Origin of the sequence: Neisseria sp. P0019.S003 (assembly GCF_051957115.1) — a bacterium.
Taxonomy (GTDB): Bacteria; Pseudomonadota; Gammaproteobacteria; order Burkholderiales; family Neisseriaceae; genus Neisseria; species Neisseria flavescens_D.
This window is the reverse complement of the sequence record NZ_JBQCWT010000001.1, coordinates 312,276-339,219: the sequence shown is the minus strand read 5'-3', so window position 1 is coordinate 339,219 and position 26,944 is coordinate 312,276. Positions and strand designations below refer to the sequence as shown.

Genomic DNA, 26,944 nt, shown 5'->3' with positions numbered 1-26,944 from the left:
TGCAGATAAGGCATTATACCGCATTGGCAGGTTAAGGATTTTTAATAGGCAAACATAGTTTCACTTCAATCGCATAAAGTTTCAGACGGCCTTTATTGCGTCAGTCAAACAACTCACCCTGTGCCTGCTCTTTGGTCACGCGTACGTCAGTTTCGCCGTCGGCAAAAGTGATGTGCAGTTTTTGACCTTGTTTCAATGTATCGGCATTGCGGATGACTTGTCCGCGTGTGTTTTTGACGACCGAAAAGCCGCGCTCCAGAATATGTTGCGGCGAGACGGCTTCGAGCAATGCAGCTTGGGCGGTCAGGCTTTGACAGCGGTGGGTAAGCAGCTGGCGGAAGGAATGCGACAAGGCCGTCTGAAAGCGGTCGATGTTGTGTTTGTAAACGGAAACATCAGGACGGCAATGCTTCAGGGTTTGGGTTTGGCGTTCAAAACGGGCGGTATGGGCGCGGAGGTTTTGCGTCATCGAGTAAGACAGCATTTGCGCCAGCTTGCTGATTGAGGCGCGCTGCTCGTCAAGTTTTTGGCGCGGATGACGGATTTGCCGCGCCAGCCAGTCGAGTTTTTGGCTGGCATCGAAATAGCGTTGCTCCAAAACGGTTTTCAGACGGCCTTGCGCTTGGGCTAGACGATGTAGCGATTCTTGGCGGTTGGGGCTGACCAATTCTGCTGCGCCGGTCGGTGTCGGTGCGCGAACGTCGGCGACGAAATCGGCAAGCGTGAAATCGGTTTCATGTCCTACGCCGCTGACAACGGGAATTGCGCAGGCCTCAATGGCACGCACAACCGGCTCTTCATTAAACGCCCACAAGTCTTCAATGCTACCGCCGCCACGGCAGACAATCAATACGTCACACTCGGCGCGTTGCGATGCGGTTTTAATAGCTTGGGCAATTTGCAACTCGCTGCCCGTGCCTTGAACGGGCGTCGGATAAACGATAACGGGGATTTCGGGCGCGCGGCGGTTTAAGGTGGTTACAACATCGCGCAATGCCGCCGCCGCCAGACTGGTGACGATGCCAATACATTGCGGACGGGCAGGCAACGGTTTTTTGCGTTCCGCCGAAAACGCGCCCTCTGCCTGCAACTGTGCCTTCAATCGCTCATAGGCTTCGTAAAGCTGCCCCAAGCCTTTGAGCCGTACTTCGTTTACGGTAATTTGAAATTCGCCCCGCGCTTCATAAATACTGATTTTTCCTGATACCTCGATATGGTCGCCTTCTTTCAAAGGCTTCTCCAAGCGCATGGCCGCACCCCTAAACATCGCGCAACGCACCTGAGCGCGGCTGTCTTTGAGCGAGAAGTAATAATGTCCGCTGGCGGCACGGGTTAGGTTGGATACTTCGCCGGCAATCCACAAGCCTGCGAGATGGTCTTCCAGCAAAGCTTTGGCAAGGGCGTTGAGTTCGGATACGGAAATGGAGGAGGGCGCGAAAAGTTCGGACATTGCGAAACAGGAAAAAATTTGGGAAAGCTGAATTATAAGGGTTTTAGAGCGATTCGTTGTATTCGTTTTTATGAAACTTGCGCCCTTTGTTTTAATATTATCAAAGGCGCATGTTCAGACGGCCTTGCCTGGGCGGGCTTGTGTTATATTATCGTTTGATTTTCGCTCCAAAAGCCGTGCGTATGCTCAAACTCCACCAAATTATCGAACGCCATTGGCAATCCCCCAATCCGTTTTTGTCTTTGCTGTTAAAACCATTGTCCAAGCTGTTTGCCAAAATTGCGGCGAAACGGCGCGATGATTTTGTTTCAGGCCGTCTGAAAAGCGAAAAATTGCCTGTGCCTGTGGTGGTAGTCGGCAATATCCATGCAGGCGGGACGGGGAAAACGCCGATAGTCGCCGCGCTGGTGTCGGGGTTGCGGGAAAAGGGCGTTAAGGTCGGCATCATCAGCCGAGGTTACGGGCGCAAGAGTAAGGCGGTTCATGTATTGAATACAGCCAGCAGTGCGGCAGATGCAGGCGATGAGCCTTTATTGCTGTTTCGCCAAACCGGTGCGCCGACGGCGGTAGGCAGCAGTCGTGTAGAAGCAGGCAGGGCATTGCTTGCGGCGCATCCTGAGCTTGAATTGATTGTGGCCGACGACGGCTTGCAACATTATGCCTTGCAACGCGATATGGAAATTGCCGTATTCTCGGCGGCAGATACTGGACGCACCAATTTGGATTTACTGCCCAACGGCAGCTTGCGCGAACCTTTGTCTCGGTTGGCTTCCGTTGATGCGGTCGTCGTCAGTGGCGGAAAAGCAGATACGGCATTCAGGCCGTCTGAAAATATGTTTGCCAGCCATATTGAAACAGGGCAGATTTACCGTTTGAACAGGCCGTCTGAAAAATTGAATTTGGCAGGTTTGGGAAATCAAACCGTCGCTGCCGTCGCCGGTATCGCCAAGCCGGAGCGTTTTTTCAATACGTTGCAAAGCCTGAATATCGCTTTGAAACAAACCGTTGCCTTGCCTGATCATGCAGATATTACGGCAGCGGATTTGCCGGACGCAGATGTGGTGATTATCACGGAAAAGGATGCGGTCAAATTTTCAGACGGCCACGGCCTGAATCATGTGTGGGTCTTGCCTGTTTATGCGATAATTGAGCCGGACTTGGCGGCGTTTGTATCCGCGAATGTTTCAATCTAAATGCTTATAGATGTTTCACAGATGTTTTAAAGATGATCTTCAAACTACGCGATAGGAGTAAATCATGAAGTTAAAATATTTGTTGGTCGCTTGTGCAGTTTTATTTGTATCCACTCAAAGCTTAGCTGCTAAACCAAGTGATGAATCTGCAATGAAATGGTTGGAGATTCAAGGGATAAGCAATAATTATAGCGAGAAAGTACAACGTTCTTTGGAGATGGTGAATAAAGAAGACAATGAACGCTTGTTAACGATGACGCCCAAAGCTCAAAAAGCGCAGATGAAGGCGGTCATCAGTCGTTATATGAAAAACATGCAAGACGATTTGAGCCGCCCTGAGTTGAAAAAACAATGGTTGGATGAAGAAAAGCGTGCCGTACAGAAAGTATTTACACAAGAAGAAGTGGATGTGTTCAACCGCTTTTTCTCTTCCCCTCGGGGCAAGGGTATTTTGAAAAAAATCAATCATCTCAGGCAGCATGGCGGAGATATTGACAATGTGCTGAGCCAAGCAGACGTGGACAGCATGGCAAAATTGTTTGAGCATGGGGCCGGTAAGTCTGCATTTGAAAAGATAGAACGTTTCGACAAATTGAATGATGAGATTGTTGAAAAGACAATGAGCAACAACTATATCAACGCAAGCAGGAAATATACGCCCGCTTTTAAAGCGCAAACGCGCGATATTTTGTGTAAGGGCAATAAACATTCTTCGGAATGTGCCAAATAATTTTCCGACTATCTGAAATTATTTATTTTTTGTTGAAAGGTAGAAAAAGATGAAACTGAAAACCTCATTATTATCCTTCGCCGCTCTGGTATTGTGTGCCAATGCGTTTGCCGCCACACCTAGCGATGAGTCGCTGGAGCGTTTGTATCAAGTACAGAAGATGGATGCTCTGTTAGACCAGTCTTTCCAAAGCATGGAGAGCATTGTGCTTTCCGATCCGAATGCACAGAAATTTTTGAAAGATGCGCCGGAAGACAAACGTCCGCAGTTGGAGGCGGTATTGAAAAAGTATGCAAACCAATCAATTGCCGAAATCAATACGCCGCAAGTGCGCGCCCAATTGCGTAAAGCGACTTTAGACGGCATGAAGACGGTTTATACGCAGGAAGAAGTCAACGCATTGATTGGCTTTTACAGCACGGCGGTAGGTCAATCGATAATGGACAAAACGCCGCGCTATCTTGAGGCAACGGTGAAACCTATGATGGACATCCTTGCCGGCAAATACACCCAATCCAACCAAAGCGCAAACCTGAGACGTGAAATCCGCCAAATCATGTGCGAAGGCAAAAATCCTGCCCAAGCCTGCGCCAAACAGCCTAACAAACCGGCACGGAAAAAATAATGCCGCTTGAGGTCGTCTGAAAACGAGCGAAGCAAGTTTCGCCAAAACGAGCGAAGCGAGCTTCGCTAAAACCATCAAACCCGAAAGAAACCCCATGGAAAAAAAATTCTTAGACATCCTCGTCTGCCCCGTTACCAAAGGTAGGCTGGAATATCATCAGGACAAACAGGAATTGTGGAGCCGTCAGGCGAAGCTGGCTTATCCGATTAAAGACGGCATTCCCTATATGCTGGAAAACGAAGCGCGCCCGTTGAGCGAAGAGGAACTCAAAGCATGACCGAATTTGTCGTATTGATTCCGGCGCGGTTGGATTCTTCACGTCTGCCGGGAAAGGCTTTGGCCGATATTCACGGTAAACCGATGGTTGTACGCGTCGCCGAACAGGCGGCAAAAAGCGAGGCTGCGCGTGTTGTTGTTGCCACCGATCATCCCGATATTCAGACGGCCTGTCAGGCGCATGGTGTCGAAGTGGTCATGACTTCCAATCAACATGAAAGCGGTACAACGCGCCTTGCCGAAGCGGCCAATACGCTGAAACTGCCGCAGCATCTGATTGTTGTGAACGTACAAGGCGATGAGCCTTTAATTGATCCCGAGCTCATCAACCGTACAGCTGAAGTTTTGGTTGAAAACAATGTGCAAATGGCAACTGCCGCCCACGAATTGCACTATTTTGACGAGTTTATGAATCCTAACGTTGTCAAAGCCGTTCTCGATAAAAACCGCAACGCCATCTATTTCAGCCGCGCCCCGATTCCTTATCCACGCGACGCCATGCGCGCCAAAAAACGCGAATTGCCTTCCGAAACAGCCGTTTTACGCCATATCGGCATTTATGCCTACCGCGCAGGCTTCCTGCAACGCTATTCCGAAATGGAAGTTTCTCCTTTGGAAACCATTGAATCGCTGGAACAATTACGCGTCCTGTGGCACGGTTATCCGATTGCCGTTGAAATTGCCCAAGAAGCGCCAGCCACCGGCGTGGATACGCAGGAAGATTTGGACAGGGTAAGGGCTGTGTTCGAGGCCGTCTGAAAGGAAAAAACATGAATGATTTACGCCATTTGAGCCGTGACGAACAAAAACTGCTTGCCGATGTCACTTTGCTGGTCAAAGACGACGATCAAGAGTTCAACTACGAAATGTTGAAAGTGGCCGCGCCCGACGAGGCCAGCGGCGAATTTTGGTTTCGCATGGCAGAAATGCTCAGCACCCTGCCGCCCAACCAATCCTTAGATTTGCGCATGACCGGCGGACGGTTGGCGGTCGCCGTATCGATTTTGTCGGTATTGCTGCAAGACAATCCGGATGTTCCGCAGCTTTGGGCACAAAAAATCATTGCGCTCAACTATTTGGCTCATGGCCATCAAACCCGTGCAATCGGTTTGGCGCAGCAGCCTGACAAAGCGGCCGAAGCCAATGAGGAAGAATATTTGGCGAAAGCCTTATCGCAAAACTTGCTTTCCACTTTGAAAGACGCGATAGAGCGATTCCCTGAAGACGCATGGTTTATCGGAATGCGCGACGATGCATGGAAGCATTTCGGCCCGAAAGAGGCCGTCTGAAGTTTTGAACGATAAACACAAGCCGTGTAAAATTATCTGAACATTAAATCCGTCAACCAAAAGGACTCATCATGAAAGTATTATTGTTGGGCGCACCAGGCGCCGGCAAAGGCACACAGGCTCAATTCATCACTGCTGCATTCGGCATTCCTCAAATCTCTACCGGCGATATGCTCCGTGCTGCCATCAAAGCAGGCACTCCGCTGGGTTTGGAAGCAAAAAAAATCATTGATGAAGGCGGTTTGGTACGCGACGACATCATTATCGGCATGGTTAAAGAGCGCATTGCTCAAGACGACTGCAAAAATGGTTTCCTGTTTGACGGTTTCCCTCGCACATTGGCACAAGCCGAAGCCATGGTCGAAGCCGGTGTGGATTTGGATGCCGTGGTTGAAATCGATGTACCTGACAGTGTGATTGTCGACCGCATGAGCGGTCGCCGTGTGCATTTGGCTTCCGGCCGTACCTACCACGTTACCTACAATCCACCTAAAGTCGAAGGCAAAGACGACGTTACCGGCGAAGACTTGATTCAACGCGACGATGACAAAGAAGAAACCGTGAAAAAACGCCTTGCCGTTTACCACGAGCAAACCGAAGTTTTGGTTGATTTTTACAGCAAACTGGAAGGCGAACACGCGCCTAAATACATCAAAGTTGACGGCACTCAAGCAGTAGAAGCCGTGAAAGCCGAAGTATTGAAGGGTTTGGGCAAATAAGTTTTGCCAAAGTAAAATCATGAAGGCCGTCTGAAAAAATATTTTCAGACGGCCTTTTGTGTACAAAAGCTGTTAAAATCGAAGCTATAACCGTTTATCCGCAGGCATCTTATGAATCCTTTGATCTCCGACTTCCAAACTCAGCAACAACGCACCCCCGTTATCGTCGCCCTCGATTTTGCCAACGAAAAAGATACGCTCGGATTTGTCCGTAATCTTGACCCGGCATTGTGTCAAATCAAAATCGGCAAAGAGCTGTTTACCGCAACCGGCCGTAATTTGGCAGAAAGCTTAATCAATCAAGGTTTCAAACTTTTCCTCGATTTGAAATACCACGATATTCCCCACACAGTTGCTCAGGCCTGTAAAGTTGCCGCCGATATGGGCGTTTGGATGGTCGATATGCACGCCTCCGGTGGCCGCCGTATGATGGAAGCCGCAGCAGAAGCCGTTGCCGGATATCAAACCAAGCCGCTTTTGATCGGTGTAACCGTGTTGACCAGTATGGAACAAAGCGACTTGGCAGAAATCGGTTTGAATATCGCTCCCGAAGAGCAAGTCATCCGCTTGGCAAAACTGACACAAAGTTCAGGCTTGGACGGCGTGGTATGTTCCGCTCAAGAAGCCGCGCCACTGCGCCGCGAATTGGGACAGGATTTTGTCTTGGTCACACCGGGTATCCGCTTGGACGTTGCCGGCAATAATGACGACCAACGCCGTATTATGACGCCGGCCGAAGCCTTGGCTGCAGGTTCAACCTATTTGGTAATGGGTCGTCCGGTAACTAAAGCTGCCGATCCGGTAGCCGTATTGCGTGATGTTAATTGGGTAGCCAACGCTTAAGGCCGTCTGAAGTATGAAGGCGATTGTGATTGGCGCGACAGGCGCAACAGGAAAAGCCTTGTTGCCTCTGCTTGCAGCCAGTTCAGAGGTTGAGCCTATTGACTGTTTTGGTCGCAGACATCCTGATTTTACCCACCAAAAGCTAAATAGCCGTCAGATTGATTTTTCTCATCCTGATGATTGGCGTGAAGAAGTGCAGGGCGATGTATTGTTTGCCTGCTTGGGAACAACCCTGAAAGCAGCAGGAAGTAAAGAAGCGCAATGGGCAATCGATTATGAAGCTAATCTTGAATTTGCCAAAGTAGCCAGACAAAACGGCGTCAATGCTTTGGTTTTGATTTCTGCTTCTGGTGCAAATTCTGCTTCACGCCTGTTTTATCAACGGATGAAGGGCGAATTGGAGCAAGCAGTCATTGCTTTGAATTTTCCACGCCTTATTATTTTCCGCCCGCCCTTATTGATTCGTCCGAATAGCGATCGATTGGGTGAGAAAATAGCCGAACGGATTTTGCATGGATTCGACCGTATCGGCCTGATGAAAAGCCAACGTCCGCTTGCTGTCGAAAAATTGGCGCAAGCCATGCTGAAAGCGGTGTTGTTGTCATATCATGAACAGGCGTCGTACTCGAAAAACCATATGCAGGTATATGAGCCTCAAGATATTTTTAGGCTGTTAGATCAATAATCTGATAACAAGCCTTATACAGAGATTTTAATGGAGCCAGTATGGTAACCAAGTTCCAACAAGAAACCCTCAAATCCCGTTTTGCACAAGCCAAAGTCCTGGTTGTCGGCGATGTGATGCTCGACCGCTATTGGTTTGGCGATGTATCCCGTATTTCTCCTGAAGCCCCCGTACCGGTGGCGAAAATCGCCCGTATCGACCAGCGGGCAGGTGGAGCAGCAAACGTTGCCCGCAATATCGCCTCATTAGGCGGTAAAGTAGGGCTGTTGTCCGTGACCGGCGATGATGAAGCTGCAGATGCGCTAGACGCATTGATGGTGCAAGACGGCGTTGCTTCCTATCTGATGCGCGACAAGCAAATTGCGACTACTGTGAAATTGCGCGTTGTTGCCCGCAACCAGCAGCTTATCCGACTGGATTTTGAAGAGTCGCCTCATCGTGAGGTGTTGGAACAAATCAAACATCAATATCGTGAAGTGTTGCCCGAATATGATGCCATTATTTTTTCAGATTACGGTAAGGGCGGTTTGTCGCATATTTCCGATATGATCGATTGGGCGAAACAGGCCGGTAAACCCGTTTTAATCGACCCCAAAGGCGATGATTACGAAAAATATGCCGGCGCTACGCTGATTACGCCTAACCGTGCAGAATTGAAAGAAGTGGTGGGAAGCTGGAAAAACGAAAACGATTTGACCGAGAAAGCCCAAAATCTGCGCCGCCATCTCGACTTGACCGCTATTTTGCTGACCCGAAGCGAAGAGGGTATGACCCTGTTCAATGAGGGTGAGCCGATTTATCAGCCTACACGGGCCCAAGAAGTCTATGATGTATCCGGTGCGGGCGATACCGTTATTGCTGGAGTGGGCTTGGGTTTGGCCGCTGGTTATACCATGCCTGAAGCAATGCACCTTGCCAATACTGCGGCAGGTGTTGTCGTAGCGAAACTTGGTACGGCGGTTTGCTCGTTTGCTGAATTGACTAAGGCATTGGAAGAGCAATAATTGCTGTTTCAGACGGCCTTAAAATCTAAATGCCGTCTGAAAATAGAGTTGGAAAATAATCCAGACAGACAAGTTTTTATTTTCAGACGGCATGATTACTTAAAGGCCGTCTGAAAAATCAAAATAAAGGAAACTCATTATGACCATTATCGTAACAGGCGCGGCCGGCTTTATCGGCAGCAACATCGTCAAAGCACTTAACCAGCGCGGTATTACTGACATTGTTGCCATTGACAATTTGAGCAGAGGCGAAAAATTTAAAAACCTTGCCGAGTGTGAAATTGCCCACTATCTTGATAAACAAGAATTTATCCGCCAAGTGCGCGGTCATCTTCTGCCTTACGACGATATCGAAGCCGTTTTCCATCAAGGCGCATGTTCCGATACCATGAATCATGACGGCCTTTACATGATGGACAACAACTACCAATACACGCTCGATCTCTTGGACTGGTGTCAGGATGAACGTATTCCGTTTCTTTATGCCTCCAGCGCCGCTGTATATGGCAAGGGAGAAATCTTCCGAGAAGAGCGTAAACTTGAAAAACCGCTCAATGTGTACGGCTACTCTAAATTCTTGTTTGACCAAGTATTGCGCCGTCGCATGAAAGAAGGTTTGACCGCCCAAGTTGTCGGTTTCCGCTACTTCAATGTTTACGGACAACAGGAGCAACACAAAGGCCGTATGGCGTCCGTCGCCTTCCACCATTTTCATCAATATCGCGAGCATGGCTATGTTAACCTGTTTGGTGCTAATGACGGCTATGGTAACGGCGAGCAAACACGCGACTTTGTCAGCGTAGAAGACGTTGCCAAAGTTAACCTTTACTTCTTCGATCATCCCGAGCTTTCAGGTATCTTTAACCTCGGTACAGGCCGCAGCCAACAGTTTAACGAACTTGCCGCCGCCACCGTCAACGCCTGTCGTGCAGCTGAAGGCAAGCCTGAAATGAGTTTGAAAGAGTTGGTTGAAGAAGAACTTATTCGCTATATCCCATTCCCCGATGCACTTAAAGGCAAATATCAGAGCTTTACTCAAGCGGATATTACCAAGCTGCGCGAAGCCGGGTATAAAGAAGAATTTTTGGATGTAAAACAAGGCGTCAGCCGTTACGTTAAATGGATGCTGGAGAAATTGGTTTAATCCCTTTGCTTAAATGATGAGGACGTCTGAAAAAGGGTTTTCAGACGGCCTGAGACCTTTGCAAAATTCCTTTTCCCCAACAGCCGAAGCCCAAAACAGGATTTCGGCTGTTTTTGTTTCAAATATCCACTGATTCTACTCAAATACCCTCTTAATCCCCCTTGGATACCTGATTAATCAGGCATCCGGCCGCCTTTTAGGCAGCAACAGGCGCACTTAGCCTGTTGGCGGCTTTCAAAAGGTTCAAACACATCGCCTTCAGATGGCTTTGTGCACTCACTTTAATCAGCCCGAAATAGGCTGCCCGCGCATAGCGGAATTTACGGTGCAACGTACCGAAACTTTGTTCGACCACATAACGGGTTTTCGACAAATACCGGTTACGTTTGGTTTACGTTTCCGTCAGCGGACGATTACGGTGGGCTTTGCGCATAATTGTAAGGTCGCGGCGGATTTGTCATAGTTTCGCGGAAATTTTGACACTTTTAAAAATATCGGCTGTGCCAAATAAATTGCAATTCAGAAATGAAAACAAAAGCGACGATACCGTCGCTTTTTATTTTACCAATTACATATGACCAGCTCGCCGCTTGTTTTACCGGTTTTGTCTCTGCCAACCGTAGACGGATGTTGTTTCAAATAGCCAATACTGGCAGGCTTAATCTCAAATTCAGGCAGCTGCGGTTTCAACACAGACAGAGCCAAAGCAATCAAAGACTTTTTCATACCTTCGCCGCTCCCAATTCCACCGCAATCGCGTCTGCAATCGCGCGGCAGATGCCCCATTTAGTAGTCTTAAACAAAGCCAAATCAGTGTCGTTGCTGATAAAAAAAGGCTCAAACACAATGCCGCCGGCCTGCGCATAAGCCAGGCGTGAATGCTGGCCCGCATTGTCAGGCTTAAAGCCGTCTTCGCCGCGCAGTTTCCAGCCGGTCGCCTTCGCAACAGCCTTGCTCAACACCTGACACCAGCGTTTGTTTTTTAGCGTGGACAGAGCTTCGATGCCTGTCGCCGCCTTACTGACGGCTGCGTTGGTGTGAAACTCAATCGCCACATCCGAGCCGCGAATCAGCTTGACTGCATCGCGCAAGGGCATATTGCCTTTGCCTTCAGGCTGTCCAAGTCAAAGGTTTTCAAAATCCGCATCGTCCGCCACAAGGCTTCCGTTACCGGACATTTCAACGGCTGACCGTCATCAGACAAGCGGGGCGCATCCACACCCGCATCCCGCTCCAGTCGGTATCCGTACGGTCTGCAAAAGTCCGAACCCTTCTGTATCGACACAAACCCGCCTTTATTAAGAGCTATCAGATACTTGTACACCGTATTCCCGCTCAGTTGACAGGCTTTGGCTATTTCAGAGACAGTCTGAAGCCTGTCCTTATTGCCCCGCAGACAGTTCCAAATCTCTTGTCGGCGGTTGTGGGGCTTCGTCAATGTCGTCACGCTCATAATTTGACTCCGCGTTTAGGTGCTTCGCCCTTGTACAGGTCGGCTTTCGCACAAACCTCGCGCGTTACCGTATCCAAGCCTTGCTGGTTGGCAAGCTCCAACAGATTGACCAGATTGACCGTTACGCGGCGTACCGAACCGTGCGCCAAATCCACCAAATAAGACAGCGCATCTTTTTCAAACGTCAAATCAGGCGCGTAAACCTTCGCCAACTCTTCCGCGTCTGCCAAATCGACAGGTTGCGCAGGTACCCAAGCCAGCACGCGGCCGTGGAAACGCTCGAATTTCTTCAGTTTGGTCGGCAACATTTCCTCGCCCACCAACATCAGCGGGGCTTGGCTGCCCTCGTAGATGTCGCGCACTAGTTCGACCAATCCCTTATGCGTAACCAAATAGTCCGCCTCATCCAAAATCAACGGACGCTGACTGGCGGCCAACTGTTCGCAGATTACATCCAAACAACCCGCCGCCGTCCGGGCAGGCGGCAAGCCCATCTCGAAGCAGATCTTTTCCAAAAGCGTCTTTTTGCTCCATGCGCTGCGCAGCTGGACATAGTAAGCGCGGGTCTCATTTGCCACCGCCACCGTCGCCGTCGTCTTACCGAAACCGGAAGGGCCGTACAACACACCCAAACCCGGCAAACCGTCCTGACGGTTAACCAAACGCTCCATCGCAACAGAGACCAAAGACAGATTGTTGATATTTGCAATTTTCATTTTTAAAATCCTTTTAAAATAGTAAATAAACCTTGTTTAAAACCCCGAAAGGTCGTCTGAAATCAAGCCATCATCGCCCGTTTGGACAACGCCTTATACTCATTGCTTTGCGGATACCGCTCCAGCCATCTTTGCGCCTGCGGCGGCAAATCCGCCTGACCGCAAAGACGCTGATACAGCGCAAACCGCTCCGATGCTTCGGACGGTACCGACCAGCCCGCAGCAGCTTCCGTTTCAGACGGTTTTTCAACCGCCTTCACTGCCGCCACTTCTACAACCACATCGTCCTCGCGGCTTCGGCGTTCTGACAATGCGGCAGCCTTAGCCTTGATTTGACTCATATCCAGCACCATCCCCCCGATATTGACCGAGTCCTGATGTTCGATGGTCGGTACGCGGCGTTCTTTCAGGATGTTTTGCTGTTGAAGCTCGTTGCGTTTCAGACGCTCGTCGTTGCGTTTGTCTTCCGCGCGCTCCAAGACGCTGACAGGCATATAATCCGTCGAATTTCCATGCCATTCCGCCTTGCAGATAAGCCGTCCCAAATCGTCGTAAATCCAAACCCAAAGCGCGTCCTGCACGTCGTAGCCGACCCTGACCGTTTCGCCGTTGAACTCCATCAGCTCGGCGGAATAATAGGTATTGCTGAACAGCGATACCTCTCCGCGCCGTACCGTGCGCATCACCTGCGGTCGGAACAAATACCCTTCCTCCTCCGGCGACACCCTCGGCGGCTCGCCAAACTCCGCCACCTTCAAAGCCCAAAACTCATTAGGTGACATATGCCGGCGTTTGCCTTCACGGTCAGTAAACTTAGGCAGCGAGCGGTGCGGTCGGTCGTTATATTCGTCCACCACCCGTTCGATATAACCCTTAAACTCATCCCAAGTCGGAATCGGCGAATTCAAAATCTTCCCGTGCAGGCGGACTTCCTTGCGCGACAGCTTAAACAGCTTCTGCCGCGCCTCGTCGTCCATATTTTTCCCCACAAAAGACGGCAGGTTCGCTGCCGCTCGTGTGAAAATATTATGGCTGCGTTCCGACGCGCCCTTCGCTTGCGAGTTATAAGCCCGCGAATGCGTCATCGTCATGCCCAGCCTGCCCATCAGACCCGTTGCCTCATCCGTCATCATCAAGTTTTCAAAGCCACGACCCCAGTCCACATACCAAAGCGCACCGATGGCCGCGCGGCTCGCGTGGCTTAAAGCCTCAAGCACGGTAAACCGACTTTCCGCCAGCCCCACGCTCCAGCCCATACACCGTCTTGTGCCAACGTCCAAAACCGTCGTAATTTCAGGCCTGAACGGCAGCCCCGATAACGGATTCAACACCTCCGCGTCAAACGTATGACCGTCGGCGGTGTAGATGGCGGCAGGTTTCAAGTGCAGGAAATCGCGCCGTTTGTGTGGCAGGATATTTTTCAAATCCCGCGCACCGCGTCGTCCGCGCTCACGCTCCACATTACCAAGCTTGCCCAACCACCGGCGCACTTGATGAATACTTGGCACATCGCCCACTCTCCCCGTGGAAGAGGGTTGGGGAGAGGGCAAAGCCTCCAGCCTGCTCACAAATAAGCGGTAAGCTTCGGAAACAGAAGGCTTCATCGGCAGCCGGTAGCATTCCAAAAACACAGGCAGCCAAGACGGGACGTTCATATCCTCGGTTCTGGATTTCGGCGCGAGGCTGTTAGATTCCCGTGCCGCAAACCACCGTTTGATTGTCCGTACGCTCGGCAGTTTCCCACCGCCGCCACGCCCGTCGGCAGCCAAAGAAAACAGCTTCGCAATATGCTCGAAGCCAGGCATCTTCGCCTGCGTTAAAACAGTCGTCATCGCCGCCTCCTTCGATACGCCCGATTCCGCCATTACCCACTCGACCGCGGAAAGAACCCCGCGTCGTGCCGATTCGCACAGCCGTTGTTGCTCCGTCGAGCCGTCCGCAACGCCGATGGTCAACTCTCCCCCTCTCACATCGGGAGAGGGCAGCCCCGCCGCCTCACTGCTTTTTTCTTCAGAAGACGACAGAGGGGCGGGCAAATCTGACAAACCGCCCAAAACCTCGTTCAACTTCTTCGCCTGAATCAGTTTCAACACCTCCGGGGGCGGTGCATATTCGCGGCGTTTGCCGTTTTTCCCACCCTGACAAGAGGCTTCAATAAAAGACCACTTCTCTCGTTCGACCTTATATAAGATTGCTCTGTTCGTCTTAGGAAATTTTTCCAAGTTCATTTCCAATAACTCGGAAATCGAATAATGCGTTTTCATGCTGCCGCCTCTTTATATAAATAAGCATAGCGGGGGCGGATGCGCCGCCCGTCTTTCGTCCACCGTTCAGGCCACAGCTCATACAAGGGCTTGCCCAACACTTTCGCAATCGCCATCTCGCCGGCAGTCGACGGCTTTCTCAAAGCCTGACGCACTGTGCTTTCGCCTATACCTGCCATCGCAGCCACATCGGCAAGCGACAGTCCCTTCATTTTGATTTCCGCCCGTATCATTTCAGGATGCATACCACTCATCGTTTTCCTTTCTTTATTATCTAGACAGGTCGTCCGCCGTTTCAGACGACCTGTTTAACCTTATTAAATTCGACGAATAAAGTTCCAAGTATCAGCATTCAAACCTATAGCACAGGCATCGTAATAACCGCCTTTCACTTCGGTTTTCTCTCCACCCAACCATTCGATGACGAATTTTTTAGTCTTCCCGCGACCATATTCCAATATCCGCCCCACTGTACTTTCTTGATTCATATCCCAATCGTTCATCTGCATAATATTTGCAATGTGCTTCATTTTGATTCCTTTCTGTATAAAGTATCTAAGCAAAACCGCTTAATCGGTCGTCCGAACCGTTTCAGACGACCTGTTAAACAGTCTCCTTCCTGACGGGTCGAATACCCGTCATTTTTTTGGCTATTTCCAAATTGTTAAAGAACTCTGCAAAATCGGTTATACTGTTTTAAAGTCGCCGTTTTGCTGTTTTTAAAATTATATAACTTGGAAATTATTTCGCAACTAAAATTTCCATGCTTTTCCATGCTTTTTTAACAAGTGATTGTTTTAAATATGAAAATAATTTCTAAGATTTTTTCCATGTTTTTGATTGGAGCATGGAAATGAAAGAGCCGAAATTCAGTATCTCTGAAATTCAGAATTTGATTACCCAGTTGAACCTAATAAGTCTGCCGAATACAACACGCGCCATTCAATACAGGGCAGAAAGAGAGCATTGGGAATATGAAGAAGCACCTTCACAAGGTGGGAAGAAAGGGGTTAAAAGAATCTACCCTCTTCCTCCTTACGTTATTGAAGAATTGGAACAAAAAGGCTTGCTCCATTTGATAGATGGCGCGGATACAGACACGCCGCTTGAAGTCCGCGACACTCAGCCCGATGTGCCGCATCTCGAAAATATGGATTACGCCGACTGGGCGGCGCGTCAGGATACGCGCGACATCGTACCCGTCCGCTATTACAAAGAAGTCTTCGCCAGCGCAGGCAGCGGCGCAATACCGTGGGATACCGACCCCGAGGCCATGTGGTTCCGAACCGCCTTCTTCAAACACCTGCAGCTCTCCCCAGCAGACTGCTTCTGTACCCGTATCGACGGGGACAGCATGTTTCCAACCCTAATCGACCAAGGCACCGTCCTATGGCAAACCGCCACGCGCTACACCCGGGAAGGAATCTACCTATTCCGGCAACAAGACGAACTCCGAGTCAAACGCCTGCAACGCCTGACCGCCGATACACTCAACATCATCAGCGACAACCCAAATAAATCCATCTACCCGACAACCCAACTGACCCTGTCCGCCTCCACCCCCGCCGACTTCCAAATCCTCGGCAAATACCTCTGGAGCTGCGGCATATCAAAATAAACAACTTCCCGATAATTCCCATGACAAAAAAGCGCGAAACCGACAAAAAACCGTCAGATTTCGCGCTTTTTTCGCAATTCTAAAATTTCCCCCACTTTTTTAAATTTCCTTAGCCTTTCAATAATTTCCGCCTTTTTTTCTCGTTATATATCTATGACAAAACTAACACCACCCCACAATGCCTTCCAGCAAAGGCAACAGGTGTTTGCACTCATGGGCATTGGCGGGGGTAATGTGCAGTTTCTCGATATAGCCTTCCTCATCGGTGCGGTTATGTTGTTTGTAACCGAGTTTGTAGAGGCCGTTTTTCTTTGTCCAGCGGGCATCGCTGTCTTTACTCGGTGTGGTTTGGCCGCTGACTTGCCCTTCTTCATCGACTTCTATGGCCTGGCGCTGTTTGCTGCCGGCGGTCTGAATAATGGTGGCATCAACGACGGCGGCGGATGCTTTCTTTACTTTTAAGCCTTTTTCGGTCAGTTGGCGGTTGATCAGTTCCAGCAATTCGGACAGGGTGTTGTCTTGCGCCAGCCAGTTACGGTAGCGGCATAAGGTGCTGTAATCGGGGATGCTCAACTCGTCAAAACGGCAAAACAGGTTGAAATCGATGCGGGTGATGAGGCTGTGTTCCAGTTCGGGATCGGAGAGGCTGTGCCATTGTCCGAGCAGGACGGCTTTGAACATGGACAACAGGGGGTAGGCGGGACGGCCGCGGTGGTCTCGAAGGTAACGGGTTCTTTGACGATTTAGGTACTGTTCGATCGGTTGCCAATCAATCACCTGATCCAACTTCAATAGTGGGAAACGGTCGATGTGTTTGGCAATCATGGCTTGTGCGGTTTGCTGGAAGAAGGTGCTCATGGAAAATCCCCTAAATGTCTTGGTGGGAATTTAGGGGATTTTGGAGAATTTTGCAAAGGTCTCAGATAGTATAAAAACTTAGTTGTATTCTTAGTGATGGGTAGTTGCAATACGGTTAATTTGCCAATCTAAAAATTGAGTGTAAACACTGCCTCGTTCAATAAAAGGTATATCTTCAGCAGGTGGTTGGCTGATTTCAGCTTCTGCCGTCTGCAGTCCCTGATTGTTCCAACGATGGAACTCCTGATTGCTTAAATTATAAAAACCATGTTCAGTTACTAAAACTTCGGGATTATAACCATAGCCACACCATGAAGAATCACCAGTAGGTGCAGTCAAATTACAACCAGTTTGATAATAGGGTATTTCTGATAGGCTAAGATTATATAACGTTGGCAGAATGTCTTTATGTGAACCTGCACGCTCAGGATGATATTCTGCATTGGAGCGATAAGTAGGTGGAACATAAAGATAGAATGGTACACTGTGGCCAAGGGCAATTTCATTAGGTGCAGGATAACTGATTGCGCGCATATTATGGTCTCCAGTTGCAGCAATAATAGTATCCGGTGCAATAGATTTTGTATGACTAATGAAGCGTCCAAGTTGGTCGTTGCTATATCGGAATGTGTTAAAAATTTCATTCAATTCTTTTCCTGTCGCTAGACTGGAAAGTCGCTGTTTTTCTTGCTCTGTGAGATGAAAATCTTTAGCTTGGTTAGGTTTAGGTAATTGATAGGGGGGGTGATTAGTTACTGATAGCATCATGATGAATACGGGAGTATTATTTTTTCTTGCTTGTTTCAACTCGTCTTCTGCATATCGGAACATAAATTCATCAGGTACTCCCCATGTGCTTGATTGGGCTTCAGGGTAGCGTGCTTTAATCGCATTTTCATCAATAATTTCATGTACACCCAAATGACGCAGAAAACTATCAAAATCACGCCACCCCCCATTGCCGGCAGTGATATACACAATACGATATCCTGCATCAAGATATGGTTTAAACATGTTTCCAGGAAAAGTTTTATTTTTAGTGGCAGATTGGCTAAGGTTAAGGCGTGGGCTACGAATAAAAAAACGGTGTAGTGAGTCGCTAGTACCATCACCCTCAGAGATAAAACGTGAATAAACCCAATCTTCTTTCCAATGTTTATCTAATTCACCTAATAGATCTCGTTCAGGCGTATTTAGAGAAAGCAAGTGTGTGCTCATACTTTCCATAACTGCGAATACGACGTTGGGCTTACGTTGTTCAACAATTAAATTTTTATTAGTTTGTGTAAATAAGCGATTTAAATTGGCATCAGCTTTTTGATTTTGTAGACGATTCATCAGTTCAATACCATCTGAATCGGTAACTTCGACAAAATTATTACTGTTTCGATGTTCTGCAAAAGCCCAATTTAAAGAAATTAGTGCATTGGGAACTAATTTATTTATTTGCGGTAAGGTTGAAATTTGCATGGAAGTTTGACGTAAAGGGAATTTACCAAACGAACCACGTATACCAATACTTAAGATTAAGATAGGTATTATTATGATAGCCACCCAAGTTGCTTTGCTTGTAGTAGTAGCAGAAAAAGAGCATCTGTTAATTTGGGAAAAACATTTCCAAAAAAGGGTTACTGCTATGGCTAAAGCAATTAATCCCCAAATAATTGGGAAATCGGACCAAATAGTTTTGAGTACGGCTACAGTATCTTCCTCTGCAAGACCAAAAATAAAAACATCGAATTGGCGTTCGTAGACTCCATAATAAAACCAATTCCCTATAGCCAGAGCGGAAACGATAGATAACAATACTGTAGACAATAGTGCTTGAATCCGTCCATATATTACAACAGTTTTTGAATTTAATAAGCTGAATAACCCCAGTAAAAATGGTAATGCCGTTAATACAGAAGCAGATTTAATATCAAATAATAACCCTTTGATCATAAGCTGGATAATATCCTCGGAATAACGACTACGGATATCATCTGATAGATAATAGTGTGACATTAAACACCGTTCAATAAAAAGAATTAGAACGGTGCAAAGCCATAATGAAAAAGAATTGTATAGAATTTTTTTGTAGGCAAGTAGACGAGACATTTTGTAGATATGTAATAAATATTTAAAACGGCGTTATTTTATAACCCTTTGAGGTTTTAAACTAGCACATGATTTTTATAGAAATCATACGATATGATGATTTGAGTTTGGGAAGGAGATAGACATAAGATTTGTCTATTTGTTATAAAAAATGATATAATATATTGAATTTATTATATTATTTAGAGTAATTAGAGGAATTTGTTTTTTAATTGGTATCTATTATGGTAATACAATTAATCTAAAATAAGAATAATTTAGTGGTTTAAATGAATCTCTTGTCCTAGATAGAATAGTGGGTATTTATAACTACAAAGCTGTTAATGGGCTATCTTTACTATCATGAGGAACCATATCTATAATCCTTTAAAAGGTACGTAGAGGCTTTCGCAACAACGGATCAGATAGAAGACGGATCAGATAGAAGAAAGAGTAGTTGCTATTTAAGATACGCCTCTATTTTGTGGCTATGTTCTTTCAGAAGCTGTTTGGAATAAACTTTTTCATTCTTTGAATCTCGAACTTCCCTCCAAAGGATAGCAGCAACGGTTAACTTGTTAGCATACTGATGGCTACATTCATCCGTACAAAAGTCTTTTAAAAATTGATTCCACTGACAAGCCGAATGATCATACTTGGCGTAATCTGACTCTCCATAATAAATTTTAATCATATCTTGAATCGTGAATTTTAGATCATGATTCCTTTTTACTTTTCGCCAAGCGGTTGGCATATCCGCATTAAATTTAAACGGACTAACCCCTGTTACTGCAGCAAAATATTCTCTAAACTTCTGGTTAAAAGAAAACCCACAGTTCAGGAGCGGAGTCTCTAAAGTGATTACTTCGGATTGAGTTTTGAGACCTTTCCTCAAAGATTTCTCTATTTTATTTCCCTGAAAATATTGTTCAATAATAAAAGTCAATTCTTTCTTCGTACCTCGATACTCTAAACCAAGAGACTTACAAATTTGGGAAAGTTCCTCTCGATACCAATAGTATTGGTTAAATTCTTCAAATGATTTGATTTCTTTAAAACTAGGTCTGTTTTCTACCAAACCATCACCTCCACCCTTCATATCTATAACAGTAACGTCAATCTGCATGTCACGTCAACGTATGATCATACACCTATATATACGATTATTTTATTACAACCGTTTCTTCCCATCGTCTAAGCACCTCTATTAGGCGTGGATACTAGACAAAAAAATAACCGCTTAAAAGCGGTAAATGGTGCCCGGAGCCGGAATCGAACCGGCACGGCCGGTTTAGGGCCGACGGATTTTAAGTCCGTTGTGTCTACCTATTTCACCACCCGGGCGTAGACAGTAAATTGAGAAATTGGAGGCGGGGGCGCGGATTTGAACCGGCCTATATAAGGGTTGCACCCCTTATAGCATAAACACTCTGCCACCCCGCCATGAAAGGGATGGAGGCGAGAGTCGGAATCGAACCGGCGTAGACGGATTTGCAATCCGCTGCATAACCACTTTGCTATCTCGCCAAAACTACGTTTGAGTGTTGTAGTATGAAACTGGAGCGGGAAACGAGTCTCGAACTCGCGACCTCAACCTTGGCAAGGTTGCGCTCTACCAACTGAGCTATTCCCGCGTATTCGGATGCATGATTTAATGGAGCGGGAAACGAGTCTCGAACTCGCGACCTCAACCTTGGCAAGGTTGCGCTCTACCAACTGAGCTATTCCCGCATTTGAGTGCATCTGAAATTAAACTGGAGCGGGAAACGAGTCTCGAACTCGCGACCTCAACCTTGGCAAGGTTGCGCTCTACCAACTGAGCTATTCCCGCATATTGAAAAAGAACAATCAACAAGTAATCAGAATGGAGCGGGAAACGAGTCTCGAACTCGCGACCTCAACCTTGGCAAGGTTGCGCTCTACCAACTGAGCTATTCCCGCTCTGATAGTTTGTTGCTTCGTATATCGACGAAGACGCAATTATTATGGATTTAATCGTGTGCGTCAAGTGTTTTGTTTTTATTTTTTTAAAAAATTTTATTTGAATTCTTTCCATGCCATTTTCAGGTAGTAGCACATAGACCAGATGGTCAATACAGATGCTATAAACATCAATATGTTACCAATGAGATAGAAGGGGTCGTTATATTTGTCCGTGCCGATAAGCAAAAGGAAGATGGCGATCATTTGGGCAGTAGTTTTGAATTTGCCGATAGTAGCCACTGCAACGCTGCCACGTTTGCCCATTTGTGCCATCCATTCGCGCAAGGCGGAAATGGTAATTTCTCGGCCGATAATAATCATGGCGAAGATGGCGTATGTTCTGCCAAGGCTGACGAGCAGGAGTAGGGCAACGGCAACCATGAGCTTGTCGGCAACGGGGTCGAGGAATGCACCGAAGTCGGAGGTTTGTTTCCAGCGGCGTGCTAAAAAGCCGTCGAACCAGTCTGTAATAGCTGCAAGTGCAAAGATGATAGCGGCTGTCCAGTTGACGGTTTGTGGTTGAATCCATGTGTTTGGTAAATAGAATAGGATGGTGAACACGGGGATTAATAGGACGCGCATCCAGGTAAGTAAAATAGGTATGTTCCAAGGCATGGTTTGGGATCTTTTGGATGATGTGTCGGGTTGTTCATTATAGCTTATTTGTTCACTCTGCTTTTTGAAGTGTTGTTTTTTTGCCGACAAGTATCTTGGGCATAGATTTTTGTCGTGTGGGTTGTGAAGAAAATCTGCTAAGGCCGTCTGAAAAATAGGCTGTTGCGGGGTGTAAATGTTTTTGGGTAGAAAAGTAGCTGCGAAATAGTGAGCAATAAGGTCTGCCTGCTGTTCGATATTTAATTGGTTGATGTGGGGTAAGGGGATAGGGTAGGCGTAAGCTTTGCGTTTTCTGTATCCGCCTTTGAGCATGATGAATAGGCCGGAAAGCCAAACTTTGTGACCGCGCTGGTGTTGCCAGACATGTGTCAGCTCATGAATCAGCCAGATTTTGTAGGCGATGCCGGCTTGAGTGAAATCATCAGGGCAGTGTTTACGAGGAAAGTATATGTTTCCATTGGGCGCAATGGCGGTATTGGCGTTGGGTATAAGTGGAATGCCGCGATATATTTTGATGTGGTGGAAGTTTATGCTGTCCGCAAAAACTTGTTTTGCCATACGGACTTCATTTTCGGTCAGTCTGCGCCAATCGGAAAAAATCATATTTGGAAGGGAATATAAGAGGGTATGAAGATTTCAGGCCGTCTGAAAGGTTTCAGACGGCCTGGGTCGGGATTTATTGTTCTGTTGAAGCGGCTTGTTTTCCGTTGTCGAACAATTTGTCCATGGGGGTCAGGTTGACTGCATTGCCTTGGCTGACTATCCATTTGTTTTCAACACGCCATACGCCTGAGGCATCTTCAACGCGTAAGTACCAATGATTGGTTGGGCGTAAAGGTTTAAAGACGGCTTCGTATTCCATGCGGCCGTTTTGTGGTTCGGCTGTTACGGCGCGCAGCTTGACGGTTTGGTCATCGGCTTTGCGCGTTGGGTGCATCAACAATAGGTTTAATGGCTGTTTGGTATCGAATTGTCCGCTGACGAATACTTTGGCGGCATTCATATCTGGACTGATTAAAACCTGCACCTGAATTTGCCGTTTAACGGCTTCTTCATCGCGGTGAAGTTGGATTTCGATGTGCTTGCCGTCTTTGTAGTAATCGTCAGACACCAAGTCTGTCGTATGTTCTTTTGCGACGAAGAACATGGAAACGCTGGCGATAACGACGAAGATGGGGCCGGCCATCAGCACCCAGGGCCAAATATGTTTGTACCAAGGTTTAATTTGGGGTTGTGGGGACACCGTTTATTCTCCGATAAAGGTTGCTTTTTCTTCTAAAGTAGTCGGTTTGGAGTCGGCAGAGCCGGTCTCGCGATAGATAAAGGTAAATTCAATCGGATGGCTGCCTTTGTCGGCGTATTCGGGAATGGTAGATACCTGTACCGGGATGGTAACGGTTTCCCGCGGCGCAATTTTAATACCGTTTTCAGGCAGGCCGGTCAGCGCGATTTCATCAAAGCCTTTGACGGTTGCGGTCATCAGTTGTTCGTTTTCACTATTGTTGATAATGCGCAGGTTATAGGCATTTTCCAACCAGCCTTGGCTGTTTTCGCGAACCATGACGCCACGGTCTTTCAGGATATCGACTTCGACCATTTTTCGGGTGGAAATGCCGACCAGGAAGGCGATGATGACCACCAGGAGTACTGCGCCATAACCAGCTACGCGCGGACGTTTCAAGCGTTTTTTGATGTCGCTTTCAGGGTATTCGTGTTCCAACGCGCCTTCGGTTGTATAACGGATCAAGCCGCGCTCGTAGCCCATTTTGTCCATGATTTCGTCGCAGGCATCGATACACGCCGCGCAGCCGATACATTGGTATTGCAAACCGTCGCGGATGTCGATACCGACGGGGCAGACTTGCACGCACATGGTGCAGTTGATGCAGTCGCCCAAGCCGCTGTCTTCTTTGTTGGCGGTTTTCTTGCGTGCGCCGCGCGGTTCGCCGCGTTCGGTATCGTAAGAAATAATCAGCGTGTCTTTGTCAAACATTGCACTTTGGAAACGTGCATACGGACACATATGCAGACACACTTTTTCGCGCATGATGTGGGCGAAGAAGAAAGTCATGAATCCGTAAAATGCTGCGGCAAACATTGCGCCGCCGCCTGCTGCTCCGGTGAATAAATCGGGAACAAATTGGCGGATCGGGACAAACCAGCCTGCAAAAGTGATACCTGTCCATGCGCAGACAAGGAAAATCAGCAGGTATTTGGTGGCCTTAATGCGAATTTTAGTAAAGTTCCAAGGCGATTTTTCCAGTTTTAGTCGTTTGTTTCTATCGCCTTCGACTAAGTTGTCAATCCACAGCATAATTTCGGTGTAAACCGTTTGCGGGCATGAATAGCCACACCACAAACGACCGGCAATGGTTGTCCACCAAAACAATCCAAATGCGCAAATCATCAGCAGTAAGGCAAGATAAATCAAATCGCCCATACCCAGCGACAGTCCGAAAATGAAGAAATGACGGTCAGGGATATTGAATAAAACCGCCTGACGGCCGCTCCAGTTGAACCATGGAATAACGTAAAATACAAACTGGGTCGCCAATACTGCGGCGATACGCAGTTTGGCAAAGCGTCCTTCCGCCTTTTTAGGATGGATGCGTTCGCCTTCGGGATGGATTTGAATCACGCTGGATTTGGGTTTGGAAGGTTTGGGCGCAGTGGCTTTTGCTGTTTTTTCTGTTGAGGGTGCGGTGTTTTCAGCTTGGTTTTCTGGTGACATTTCAGTGTTCCTTGATGAAGTGCACACAAGCCTGTTGTCATGGTAGTAGTTTGATGTGAATATTTTCAGACGGCCTTTCGCGTGCATACAAATCATAACATTTGACTCTATTCAAAGCAAAAGAGGGACTTCGTCTTAACGATGGATTCCTTGCGGCCGTTTGATGTAGGGCCGTCTGAAAAGGGCAGTATTCAAAGGTTTACGAATCAGCCTGTATGCAAACTTATAGTGATTTGCTATTTACACGATAAAAATATATAAAGCACTGTTTCAAAACGAAATAACAGTTAATATCATCTATCCTGTCCGTTTCAGACGGCCTATTGGAAATCATGCCGTCTGACAATGCAAATATCAAAGGCTATTCTTGAAAGCACGGCTGATTCAGGCGATAATCGGCACACTTTTTCATATTTCCAATCTTGTCCAAGGAAGGTCAAACCATGTCTCAACTGGCAAACGCAATCCGTTTCCTCTCAGTCGATGCCGTACAAAAAGCCAACTCCGGCCACCCGGGTGCGCCTATGGGTATGGCGGAAATGGCGGAAGTATTGTGGACGAAGTTCCTCAATCATAATCCGGCCAACCCAAAATTCTACAACCGCGACCGTTTTGTCCTCTCCAATGGTCATGCTTCCATGATTCTTTACAGCCTGTTGCACCTGACCGGCTACAACGTCTCCATTGATGATCTGAAAAACTTCCGCCAACTGCACAGCAAAACCCCCGGCCATCCAGAATATGGTTACACCGACGGTGTGGAAACCACGACCGGCCCATTGGGACAAGGTATTGCCAACGCAGTGGGCATGGCTTTGGCCGAAAAAATCTTGGCTGCCGAATTTAATAAAGACGGCTTGAACATCGTTGACCACCACACCTACGTCTTCATGGGCGACGGCTGCATGATGGAAGGCGTGTCGCACGAAGCCTGTTCGCTTGCCGGTACTTTGGGCTTGGGCAAACTGATTGTTTTATATGATGACAACAATATTTCCATCGACGGCAAAGTGGACGGCTGGTTTACCGAAAACATCCCACAACGCTTTGAAAGCTACGGCTGGCATGTGATTCCAAATGTAAACGGTCATGATACTGATGCCATTCAGACGGCCATTGAGGCGGCCAAAGCCGAAACCGGCAAACCTTCCCTGATTTGTTGCAAAACCTTAATCGGCAAAGGCAGTGCCAACAAAGAAGGCAGCCATAAAACCCACGGTGCGCCTTTGGGTGCGGACGAGATCGAAGCCACGCGTAAACATTTGGGTTGGGCTTATCCTGCGTTTGAAATCCCTCAAGAAATCTATGCAGCATGGAATGCAAAAGAAAAAGGCGCGAAACTTGAGGCCGAATGGAACGAACTCTTCGCTCAATATCAAGCCAAATATCCTGCCGAAGCCGCAGAATTTGTGCGCCGCATGGATAAAAAACTGCCTGAAAACTTTGACGCTTACATTCAAGCCGCATTGAAAGAAGTGTGCGCCAAAGCGGAAACCATCGCCACCCGTAAAGCCAGCCAAAACAGCATCGAAATCTTGGCCAAAGAGCTGCCTGAATTGGTGGGCGGTTCTGCAGACTTGACCCCGTCCAACCTGACTGACTGGTCAAACAGCGTTTCCGTTACCCGAGAACACGGCGGCAACTATATTCACTATGGCGTGCGCGAGTTCGGCATGGGCGCAATCATGAACGGCCTTACCCTGCATGGCGGTGTGAAACCCTTCGGCGCGACTTTCCTGATGTTCAGCGAATACGAACGCAATGCCCTGCGCATGGCTTCGCTGATGAAAATCAACCCTGTATTTGTGTTCACCCACGATTCCATCGGTTTGGGCGAAGACGGCCCAACTCACCAACCTATCGAGCAAACTGCCACTCTGCGCCTGATTCCGAATATGGATGTATGGCGTCCATGCGATACTGTTGAATCTTTGGTGGCGTGGTCTGAAGCCGTTAAAGCGGCCGATCATCCGTCCAGCTTGATTTTCAGCCGTCAAAACCTGAAATTCCAAGCGCGTGATGAGCAACAGCTGAACGACATCAAACGCGGCGGCTACGTCATCAGTGAAGCTCAAGGTAAGGCGCAAGCTGTTGTAATTGCAACCGGTTCTGAAGTTGAATTGGCTCTGGAAGCGCAAAAAGTATTGGCAGAACAAGGTATTGCCGTGTGCGTCGTTTCTATGCCGTCTACCAATGTATTCGACCGCCAAGATGCCGCCTATAAAGCCGCTGTTCTGCCGGAAGGCTTGCCACGCGTAGCCATAGAGGCCGGACATGCCGACGGTTGGTATAAATACGTCGGTTTGAACGGCGCAGTGGTCGGTATCAACCGCTTCGGCGAGTCTGCACCTGCTGACTTGCTGTTCAAAGAATTCGGCTTTACCGTAGACAATGTGGTTGCCACTGTTAAATCCGTTTTGTAAATCGGATTTTTGATTGAGATAAAAAGGCCGTCTGAAATTTCAGACGGCTTTTTTCTAGGTCTTACCGTTTGGATTTGCGAATACAATGATTTGTAATTCAAATAGAAACACTTTAATCAACATCATTTACGAGTATGTGGGGAATTTCTTTTAATTTAGCAACTGTTTTTCAAATACCTGTTTCTTAGAATTTTTGACGATCTTCCACCTGTGTAGGAAAAAAGGCTGATTGAAACGGCATGTTTT

At 47.7% G+C, this 26,944-nt stretch carries 24 protein-coding genes, 7 tRNA genes and 3 pseudogenes; 13 read left to right on the top strand and 21 right to left on the bottom strand.

Features of this window, described 5'->3' with window-relative positions; all coding sequences use genetic code 11:
* Positions 1 to 100: 100 nt before the first annotated feature.
* The gene (xseA, locus tag ACTHTS_RS01630; RefSeq protein WP_440369026.1) at positions 101 to 1,450 is read right to left on the bottom strand and encodes an exodeoxyribonuclease VII large subunit; all 1,350 of its coding nucleotides are present in this window, start codon (positions 1,448 to 1,450) and stop codon (positions 101 to 103) included.
* Positions 1,451 to 1,632: 182 nt separating this feature from the next.
* Between xseA and lpxK the strand changes: the two genes are divergently transcribed.
* From lpxK to rfaD, 11 genes are all read left to right on the top strand, one after another.
* Positions 1,633 to 2,643, top strand: a complete 1,011-nt coding sequence (gene lpxK / locus ACTHTS_RS01625) for a tetraacyldisaccharide 4'-kinase (RefSeq protein WP_440369180.1) — start codon at positions 1,633 to 1,635, stop codon at positions 2,641 to 2,643.
* Positions 2,644 to 2,707: 64 nt separating this feature from the next.
* Positions 2,708 to 3,373 carry a hypothetical protein gene (locus ACTHTS_RS01620; protein WP_440369025.1) on the top strand — a complete coding sequence of 222 codons (666 nt, stop codon included), beginning with the start codon at positions 2,708 to 2,710 and terminating at the stop codon, positions 3,371 to 3,373.
* A 49-nt stretch (positions 3,374 to 3,422) separates the two neighbouring features.
* On the top strand, positions 3,423 to 3,998 hold the full coding sequence (locus ACTHTS_RS01615) for a DUF2059 domain-containing protein (RefSeq protein WP_440369024.1): 576 nt from the start codon (positions 3,423 to 3,425) through the stop codon (positions 3,996 to 3,998).
* 94 nt (positions 3,999 to 4,092) lie between these two features.
* The gene (locus ACTHTS_RS01610) at positions 4,093 to 4,275 is read left to right on the top strand and encodes a Trm112 family protein (protein ID WP_002238882.1); all 183 of its coding nucleotides are present in this window, start codon (positions 4,093 to 4,095) and stop codon (positions 4,273 to 4,275) included.
* Positions 4,272 to 5,033, top strand: a complete 762-nt coding sequence (gene kdsB / locus ACTHTS_RS01605) for a 3-deoxy-manno-octulosonate cytidylyltransferase (protein ID WP_440369023.1) — start codon at positions 4,272 to 4,274, stop codon at positions 5,031 to 5,033. Before ACTHTS_RS01610 ends, kdsB begins: the two co-directional genes overlap by 4 nt.
* Before the next feature lie 11 nt (positions 5,034 to 5,044).
* Positions 5,045 to 5,563 carry a 3-deoxy-manno-octulosonate cytidylyltransferase gene (locus ACTHTS_RS01600; RefSeq protein WP_440369022.1) on the top strand — a complete coding sequence of 173 codons (519 nt, stop codon included), beginning with the start codon at positions 5,045 to 5,047 and terminating at the stop codon, positions 5,561 to 5,563.
* Positions 5,564 to 5,634: 71 nt separating this feature from the next.
* On the top strand, positions 5,635 to 6,282 hold the full coding sequence (gene adk / locus ACTHTS_RS01595; protein WP_003746105.1) for an adenylate kinase: 648 nt from the start codon (positions 5,635 to 5,637) through the stop codon (positions 6,280 to 6,282).
* 111 nt (positions 6,283 to 6,393) lie between these two features.
* Positions 6,394 to 7,125, top strand: coding sequence for an orotidine-5'-phosphate decarboxylase (gene pyrF, locus ACTHTS_RS01590; RefSeq protein WP_440369021.1), 732 nt, complete (start codon positions 6,394 to 6,396; stop codon positions 7,123 to 7,125).
* A gap of 13 nt (positions 7,126 to 7,138) precedes the next feature.
* Positions 7,139 to 7,810, top strand: a complete 672-nt coding sequence (locus ACTHTS_RS01585; protein ID WP_440369020.1) for an NAD(P)H-binding protein — start codon at positions 7,139 to 7,141, stop codon at positions 7,808 to 7,810.
* Between the two features lie 41 nt (positions 7,811 to 7,851).
* Complete coding sequence (rfaE1, locus tag ACTHTS_RS01580; protein WP_440369019.1) at positions 7,852 to 8,814, top strand: D-glycero-beta-D-manno-heptose-7-phosphate kinase; 963 nt, start codon at positions 7,852 to 7,854, stop codon at positions 8,812 to 8,814.
* 139 nt (positions 8,815 to 8,953) lie between these two features.
* Complete coding sequence (gene rfaD, locus ACTHTS_RS01575; protein ID WP_440369018.1) at positions 8,954 to 9,958, top strand: ADP-glyceromanno-heptose 6-epimerase; 1,005 nt, start codon at positions 8,954 to 8,956, stop codon at positions 9,956 to 9,958.
* Between the two features lie 196 nt (positions 9,959 to 10,154).
* On the opposite strand, the pseudogene ACTHTS_RS01570 reads toward rfaD, so the two are convergent.
* The 7 genes and pseudogenes from ACTHTS_RS01570 to ACTHTS_RS01540 form a co-directional block, all read right to left on the bottom strand.
* A pseudogene (locus tag ACTHTS_RS01570) lies at positions 10,155 to 10,394 on the bottom strand (transposase); the annotation flags it as partial.
* Between the two features lie 125 nt (positions 10,395 to 10,519).
* On the bottom strand, positions 10,520 to 10,684 hold the full coding sequence (locus tag ACTHTS_RS01565) for a hypothetical protein (RefSeq protein WP_440369017.1): 165 nt from the start codon (positions 10,682 to 10,684) through the stop codon (positions 10,520 to 10,522).
* Positions 10,681 to 11,067 (bottom strand): annotated as a pseudogene (locus ACTHTS_RS01560) (N-acetylmuramoyl-L-alanine amidase); the annotation flags it as partial. The gene ACTHTS_RS01565 and the pseudogene ACTHTS_RS01560, both read right to left, overlap by 4 nt.
* A gap of 340 nt (positions 11,068 to 11,407) precedes the next feature.
* Positions 11,408 to 12,127 (bottom strand): AAA family ATPase, encoded by a 720-nt coding sequence (locus tag ACTHTS_RS01555; RefSeq protein WP_049358176.1) that lies wholly within the window; start codon positions 12,125 to 12,127, stop codon positions 11,408 to 11,410.
* 62 nt (positions 12,128 to 12,189) lie between these two features.
* Positions 12,190 to 13,782, bottom strand: coding sequence for a Mu transposase C-terminal domain-containing protein (locus tag ACTHTS_RS01550; protein ID WP_440369016.1), 1,593 nt, complete (start codon positions 13,780 to 13,782; stop codon positions 12,190 to 12,192).
* Positions 13,783 to 14,387: 605 nt separating this feature from the next.
* A complete protein-coding gene (locus ACTHTS_RS01545) occupies positions 14,388 to 14,645 on the bottom strand; it encodes a helix-turn-helix domain-containing protein (RefSeq protein WP_049352586.1) in 258 nt (85 codons plus the stop codon).
* A gap of 63 nt (positions 14,646 to 14,708) precedes the next feature.
* Positions 14,709 to 14,921, bottom strand: coding sequence for a hypothetical protein (locus ACTHTS_RS01540; protein ID WP_049352588.1), 213 nt, complete (start codon positions 14,919 to 14,921; stop codon positions 14,709 to 14,711).
* A gap of 323 nt (positions 14,922 to 15,244) precedes the next feature.
* Between ACTHTS_RS01540 and ACTHTS_RS01535 the strand changes: the two genes are divergently transcribed.
* Positions 15,245 to 16,009, top strand: coding sequence for a S24 family peptidase (locus ACTHTS_RS01535; protein WP_440369015.1), 765 nt, complete (start codon positions 15,245 to 15,247; stop codon positions 16,007 to 16,009).
* A 177-nt stretch (positions 16,010 to 16,186) separates the two neighbouring features.
* Here ACTHTS_RS01535 and ACTHTS_RS01530 read toward each other — a convergent pair.
* The 13 genes and pseudogenes from ACTHTS_RS01530 to ccoG form a co-directional block, all read right to left on the bottom strand.
* A pseudogene (locus ACTHTS_RS01530) lies at positions 16,187 to 16,867 on the bottom strand (IS5 family transposase); the annotation flags it as partial.
* 90 nt (positions 16,868 to 16,957) lie between these two features.
* Positions 16,958 to 18,967 (bottom strand): LTA synthase family protein, encoded by a 2,010-nt coding sequence (locus tag ACTHTS_RS01525; protein ID WP_440369014.1) that lies wholly within the window; start codon positions 18,965 to 18,967, stop codon positions 16,958 to 16,960.
* 439 nt (positions 18,968 to 19,406) lie between these two features.
* The gene (locus ACTHTS_RS01520; RefSeq protein ID WP_440369013.1) at positions 19,407 to 20,072 is read right to left on the bottom strand and encodes an SAP domain-containing protein; all 666 of its coding nucleotides are present in this window, start codon (positions 20,070 to 20,072) and stop codon (positions 19,407 to 19,409) included.
* Positions 20,073 to 20,200: 128 nt separating this feature from the next.
* Positions 20,201 to 20,290 (bottom strand) — tRNA-Leu (locus ACTHTS_RS01515).
* Between the two features lie 21 nt (positions 20,291 to 20,311).
* Positions 20,312 to 20,389, bottom strand: a tRNA-Cys gene (locus ACTHTS_RS01510).
* Positions 20,390 to 20,399: 10 nt separating this feature from the next.
* Positions 20,400 to 20,473 (bottom strand) — tRNA-Cys (locus tag ACTHTS_RS01505).
* A gap of 31 nt (positions 20,474 to 20,504) precedes the next feature.
* Positions 20,505 to 20,580: transfer RNA gene (locus ACTHTS_RS01500), tRNA-Gly, on the bottom strand.
* A gap of 21 nt (positions 20,581 to 20,601) precedes the next feature.
* A tRNA-Gly gene (locus ACTHTS_RS01495) sits at positions 20,602 to 20,677 on the bottom strand.
* A 24-nt stretch (positions 20,678 to 20,701) separates the two neighbouring features.
* Positions 20,702 to 20,777: transfer RNA gene (locus ACTHTS_RS01490), tRNA-Gly, on the bottom strand.
* A 34-nt stretch (positions 20,778 to 20,811) separates the two neighbouring features.
* Positions 20,812 to 20,887 (bottom strand) — tRNA-Gly (locus ACTHTS_RS01485).
* 96 nt (positions 20,888 to 20,983) lie between these two features.
* Positions 20,984 to 21,544, bottom strand: coding sequence for a CDP-diacylglycerol--glycerol-3-phosphate 3-phosphatidyltransferase (gene pgsA, locus ACTHTS_RS01480; protein WP_003679552.1), 561 nt, complete (start codon positions 21,542 to 21,544; stop codon positions 20,984 to 20,986).
* Between the two features lie 676 nt (positions 21,545 to 22,220).
* Positions 22,221 to 22,787 carry a FixH family protein gene (locus tag ACTHTS_RS01475; protein ID WP_003746123.1) on the bottom strand — a complete coding sequence of 189 codons (567 nt, stop codon included), beginning with the start codon at positions 22,785 to 22,787 and terminating at the stop codon, positions 22,221 to 22,223.
* 3 nt (positions 22,788 to 22,790) lie between these two features.
* A complete protein-coding gene (gene ccoG / locus ACTHTS_RS01470; protein ID WP_440369012.1) occupies positions 22,791 to 24,275 on the bottom strand; it encodes a cytochrome c oxidase accessory protein CcoG in 1,485 nt (494 codons plus the stop codon).
* 443 nt (positions 24,276 to 24,718) lie between these two features.
* Between ccoG and tkt the strand changes: the two genes are divergently transcribed.
* Positions 24,719 to 26,698 (top strand): transketolase, encoded by a 1,980-nt coding sequence (tkt, locus tag ACTHTS_RS01465; RefSeq protein ID WP_440369011.1) that lies wholly within the window; start codon positions 24,719 to 24,721, stop codon positions 26,696 to 26,698.
* Positions 26,699 to 26,944: the final 246 nt, after the last annotated feature.

Excerpts from the sequence above, each read along its gene's own strand:
- xseA (WP_440369026.1), bottom strand. The coding sequence starts at position 1,450 with ATGTCCGAACTTTTCGCGCCCTCCTCCATTTCCGTATCCGAACTCAAC.
- lpxK (WP_440369180.1), top strand. The coding sequence starts at position 1,633 with ATGCTCAAACTCCACCAAATTATCGAACGCCATTGGCAATCCCCCAAT.
- ACTHTS_RS01620 (WP_440369025.1), top strand. The coding sequence starts at position 2,708 with ATGAAGTTAAAATATTTGTTGGTCGCTTGTGCAGTTTTATTTGTATCC.
- ACTHTS_RS01615 (WP_440369024.1), top strand. The coding sequence starts at position 3,423 with ATGAAACTGAAAACCTCATTATTATCCTTCGCCGCTCTGGTATTGTGT.
- ACTHTS_RS01610 (WP_002238882.1), top strand. The coding sequence starts at position 4,093 with ATGGAAAAAAAATTCTTAGACATCCTCGTCTGCCCCGTTACCAAAGGT.
- kdsB (WP_440369023.1), top strand. The coding sequence starts at position 4,272 with ATGACCGAATTTGTCGTATTGATTCCGGCGCGGTTGGATTCTTCACGT.
- ACTHTS_RS01600 (WP_440369022.1), top strand. The coding sequence starts at position 5,045 with ATGAATGATTTACGCCATTTGAGCCGTGACGAACAAAAACTGCTTGCC.
- adk (WP_003746105.1), top strand. The coding sequence starts at position 5,635 with ATGAAAGTATTATTGTTGGGCGCACCAGGCGCCGGCAAAGGCACACAG.
- pyrF (WP_440369021.1), top strand. The coding sequence starts at position 6,394 with ATGAATCCTTTGATCTCCGACTTCCAAACTCAGCAACAACGCACCCCC.
- ACTHTS_RS01585 (WP_440369020.1), top strand. The coding sequence starts at position 7,139 with ATGAAGGCGATTGTGATTGGCGCGACAGGCGCAACAGGAAAAGCCTTG.
- rfaE1 (WP_440369019.1), top strand. The coding sequence starts at position 7,852 with ATGGTAACCAAGTTCCAACAAGAAACCCTCAAATCCCGTTTTGCACAA.
- rfaD (WP_440369018.1), top strand. The coding sequence starts at position 8,954 with ATGACCATTATCGTAACAGGCGCGGCCGGCTTTATCGGCAGCAACATC.
- ACTHTS_RS01565 (WP_440369017.1), bottom strand. The coding sequence starts at position 10,684 with ATGAAAAAGTCTTTGATTGCTTTGGCTCTGTCTGTGTTGAAACCGCAG.
- ACTHTS_RS01555 (WP_049358176.1), bottom strand. The coding sequence starts at position 12,127 with ATGAAAATTGCAAATATCAACAATCTGTCTTTGGTCTCTGTTGCGATG.
- ACTHTS_RS01550 (WP_440369016.1), bottom strand. The coding sequence starts at position 13,782 with ATGAACGTCCCGTCTTGGCTGCCTGTGTTTTTGGAATGCTACCGGCTG.
- ACTHTS_RS01545 (WP_049352586.1), bottom strand. The coding sequence starts at position 14,645 with ATGAGTGGTATGCATCCTGAAATGATACGGGCGGAAATCAAAATGAAG.
- ACTHTS_RS01540 (WP_049352588.1), bottom strand. The coding sequence starts at position 14,921 with ATGAAGCACATTGCAAATATTATGCAGATGAACGATTGGGATATGAAT.
- ACTHTS_RS01535 (WP_440369015.1), top strand. The coding sequence starts at position 15,245 with ATGAAAGAGCCGAAATTCAGTATCTCTGAAATTCAGAATTTGATTACC.
- ACTHTS_RS01525 (WP_440369014.1), bottom strand. The coding sequence starts at position 18,967 with ATGTCTCGTCTACTTGCCTACAAAAAAATTCTATACAATTCTTTTTCA.
- ACTHTS_RS01520 (WP_440369013.1), bottom strand. The coding sequence starts at position 20,072 with ATGCAGATTGACGTTACTGTTATAGATATGAAGGGTGGAGGTGATGGT.
- pgsA (WP_003679552.1), bottom strand. The coding sequence starts at position 21,544 with ATGCCTTGGAACATACCTATTTTACTTACCTGGATGCGCGTCCTATTA.
- ccoG (WP_440369012.1), bottom strand. The coding sequence starts at position 24,275 with ATGTCACCAGAAAACCAAGCTGAAAACACCGCACCCTCAACAGAAAAA.
- tkt (WP_440369011.1), top strand. The coding sequence starts at position 24,719 with ATGTCTCAACTGGCAAACGCAATCCGTTTCCTCTCAGTCGATGCCGTA.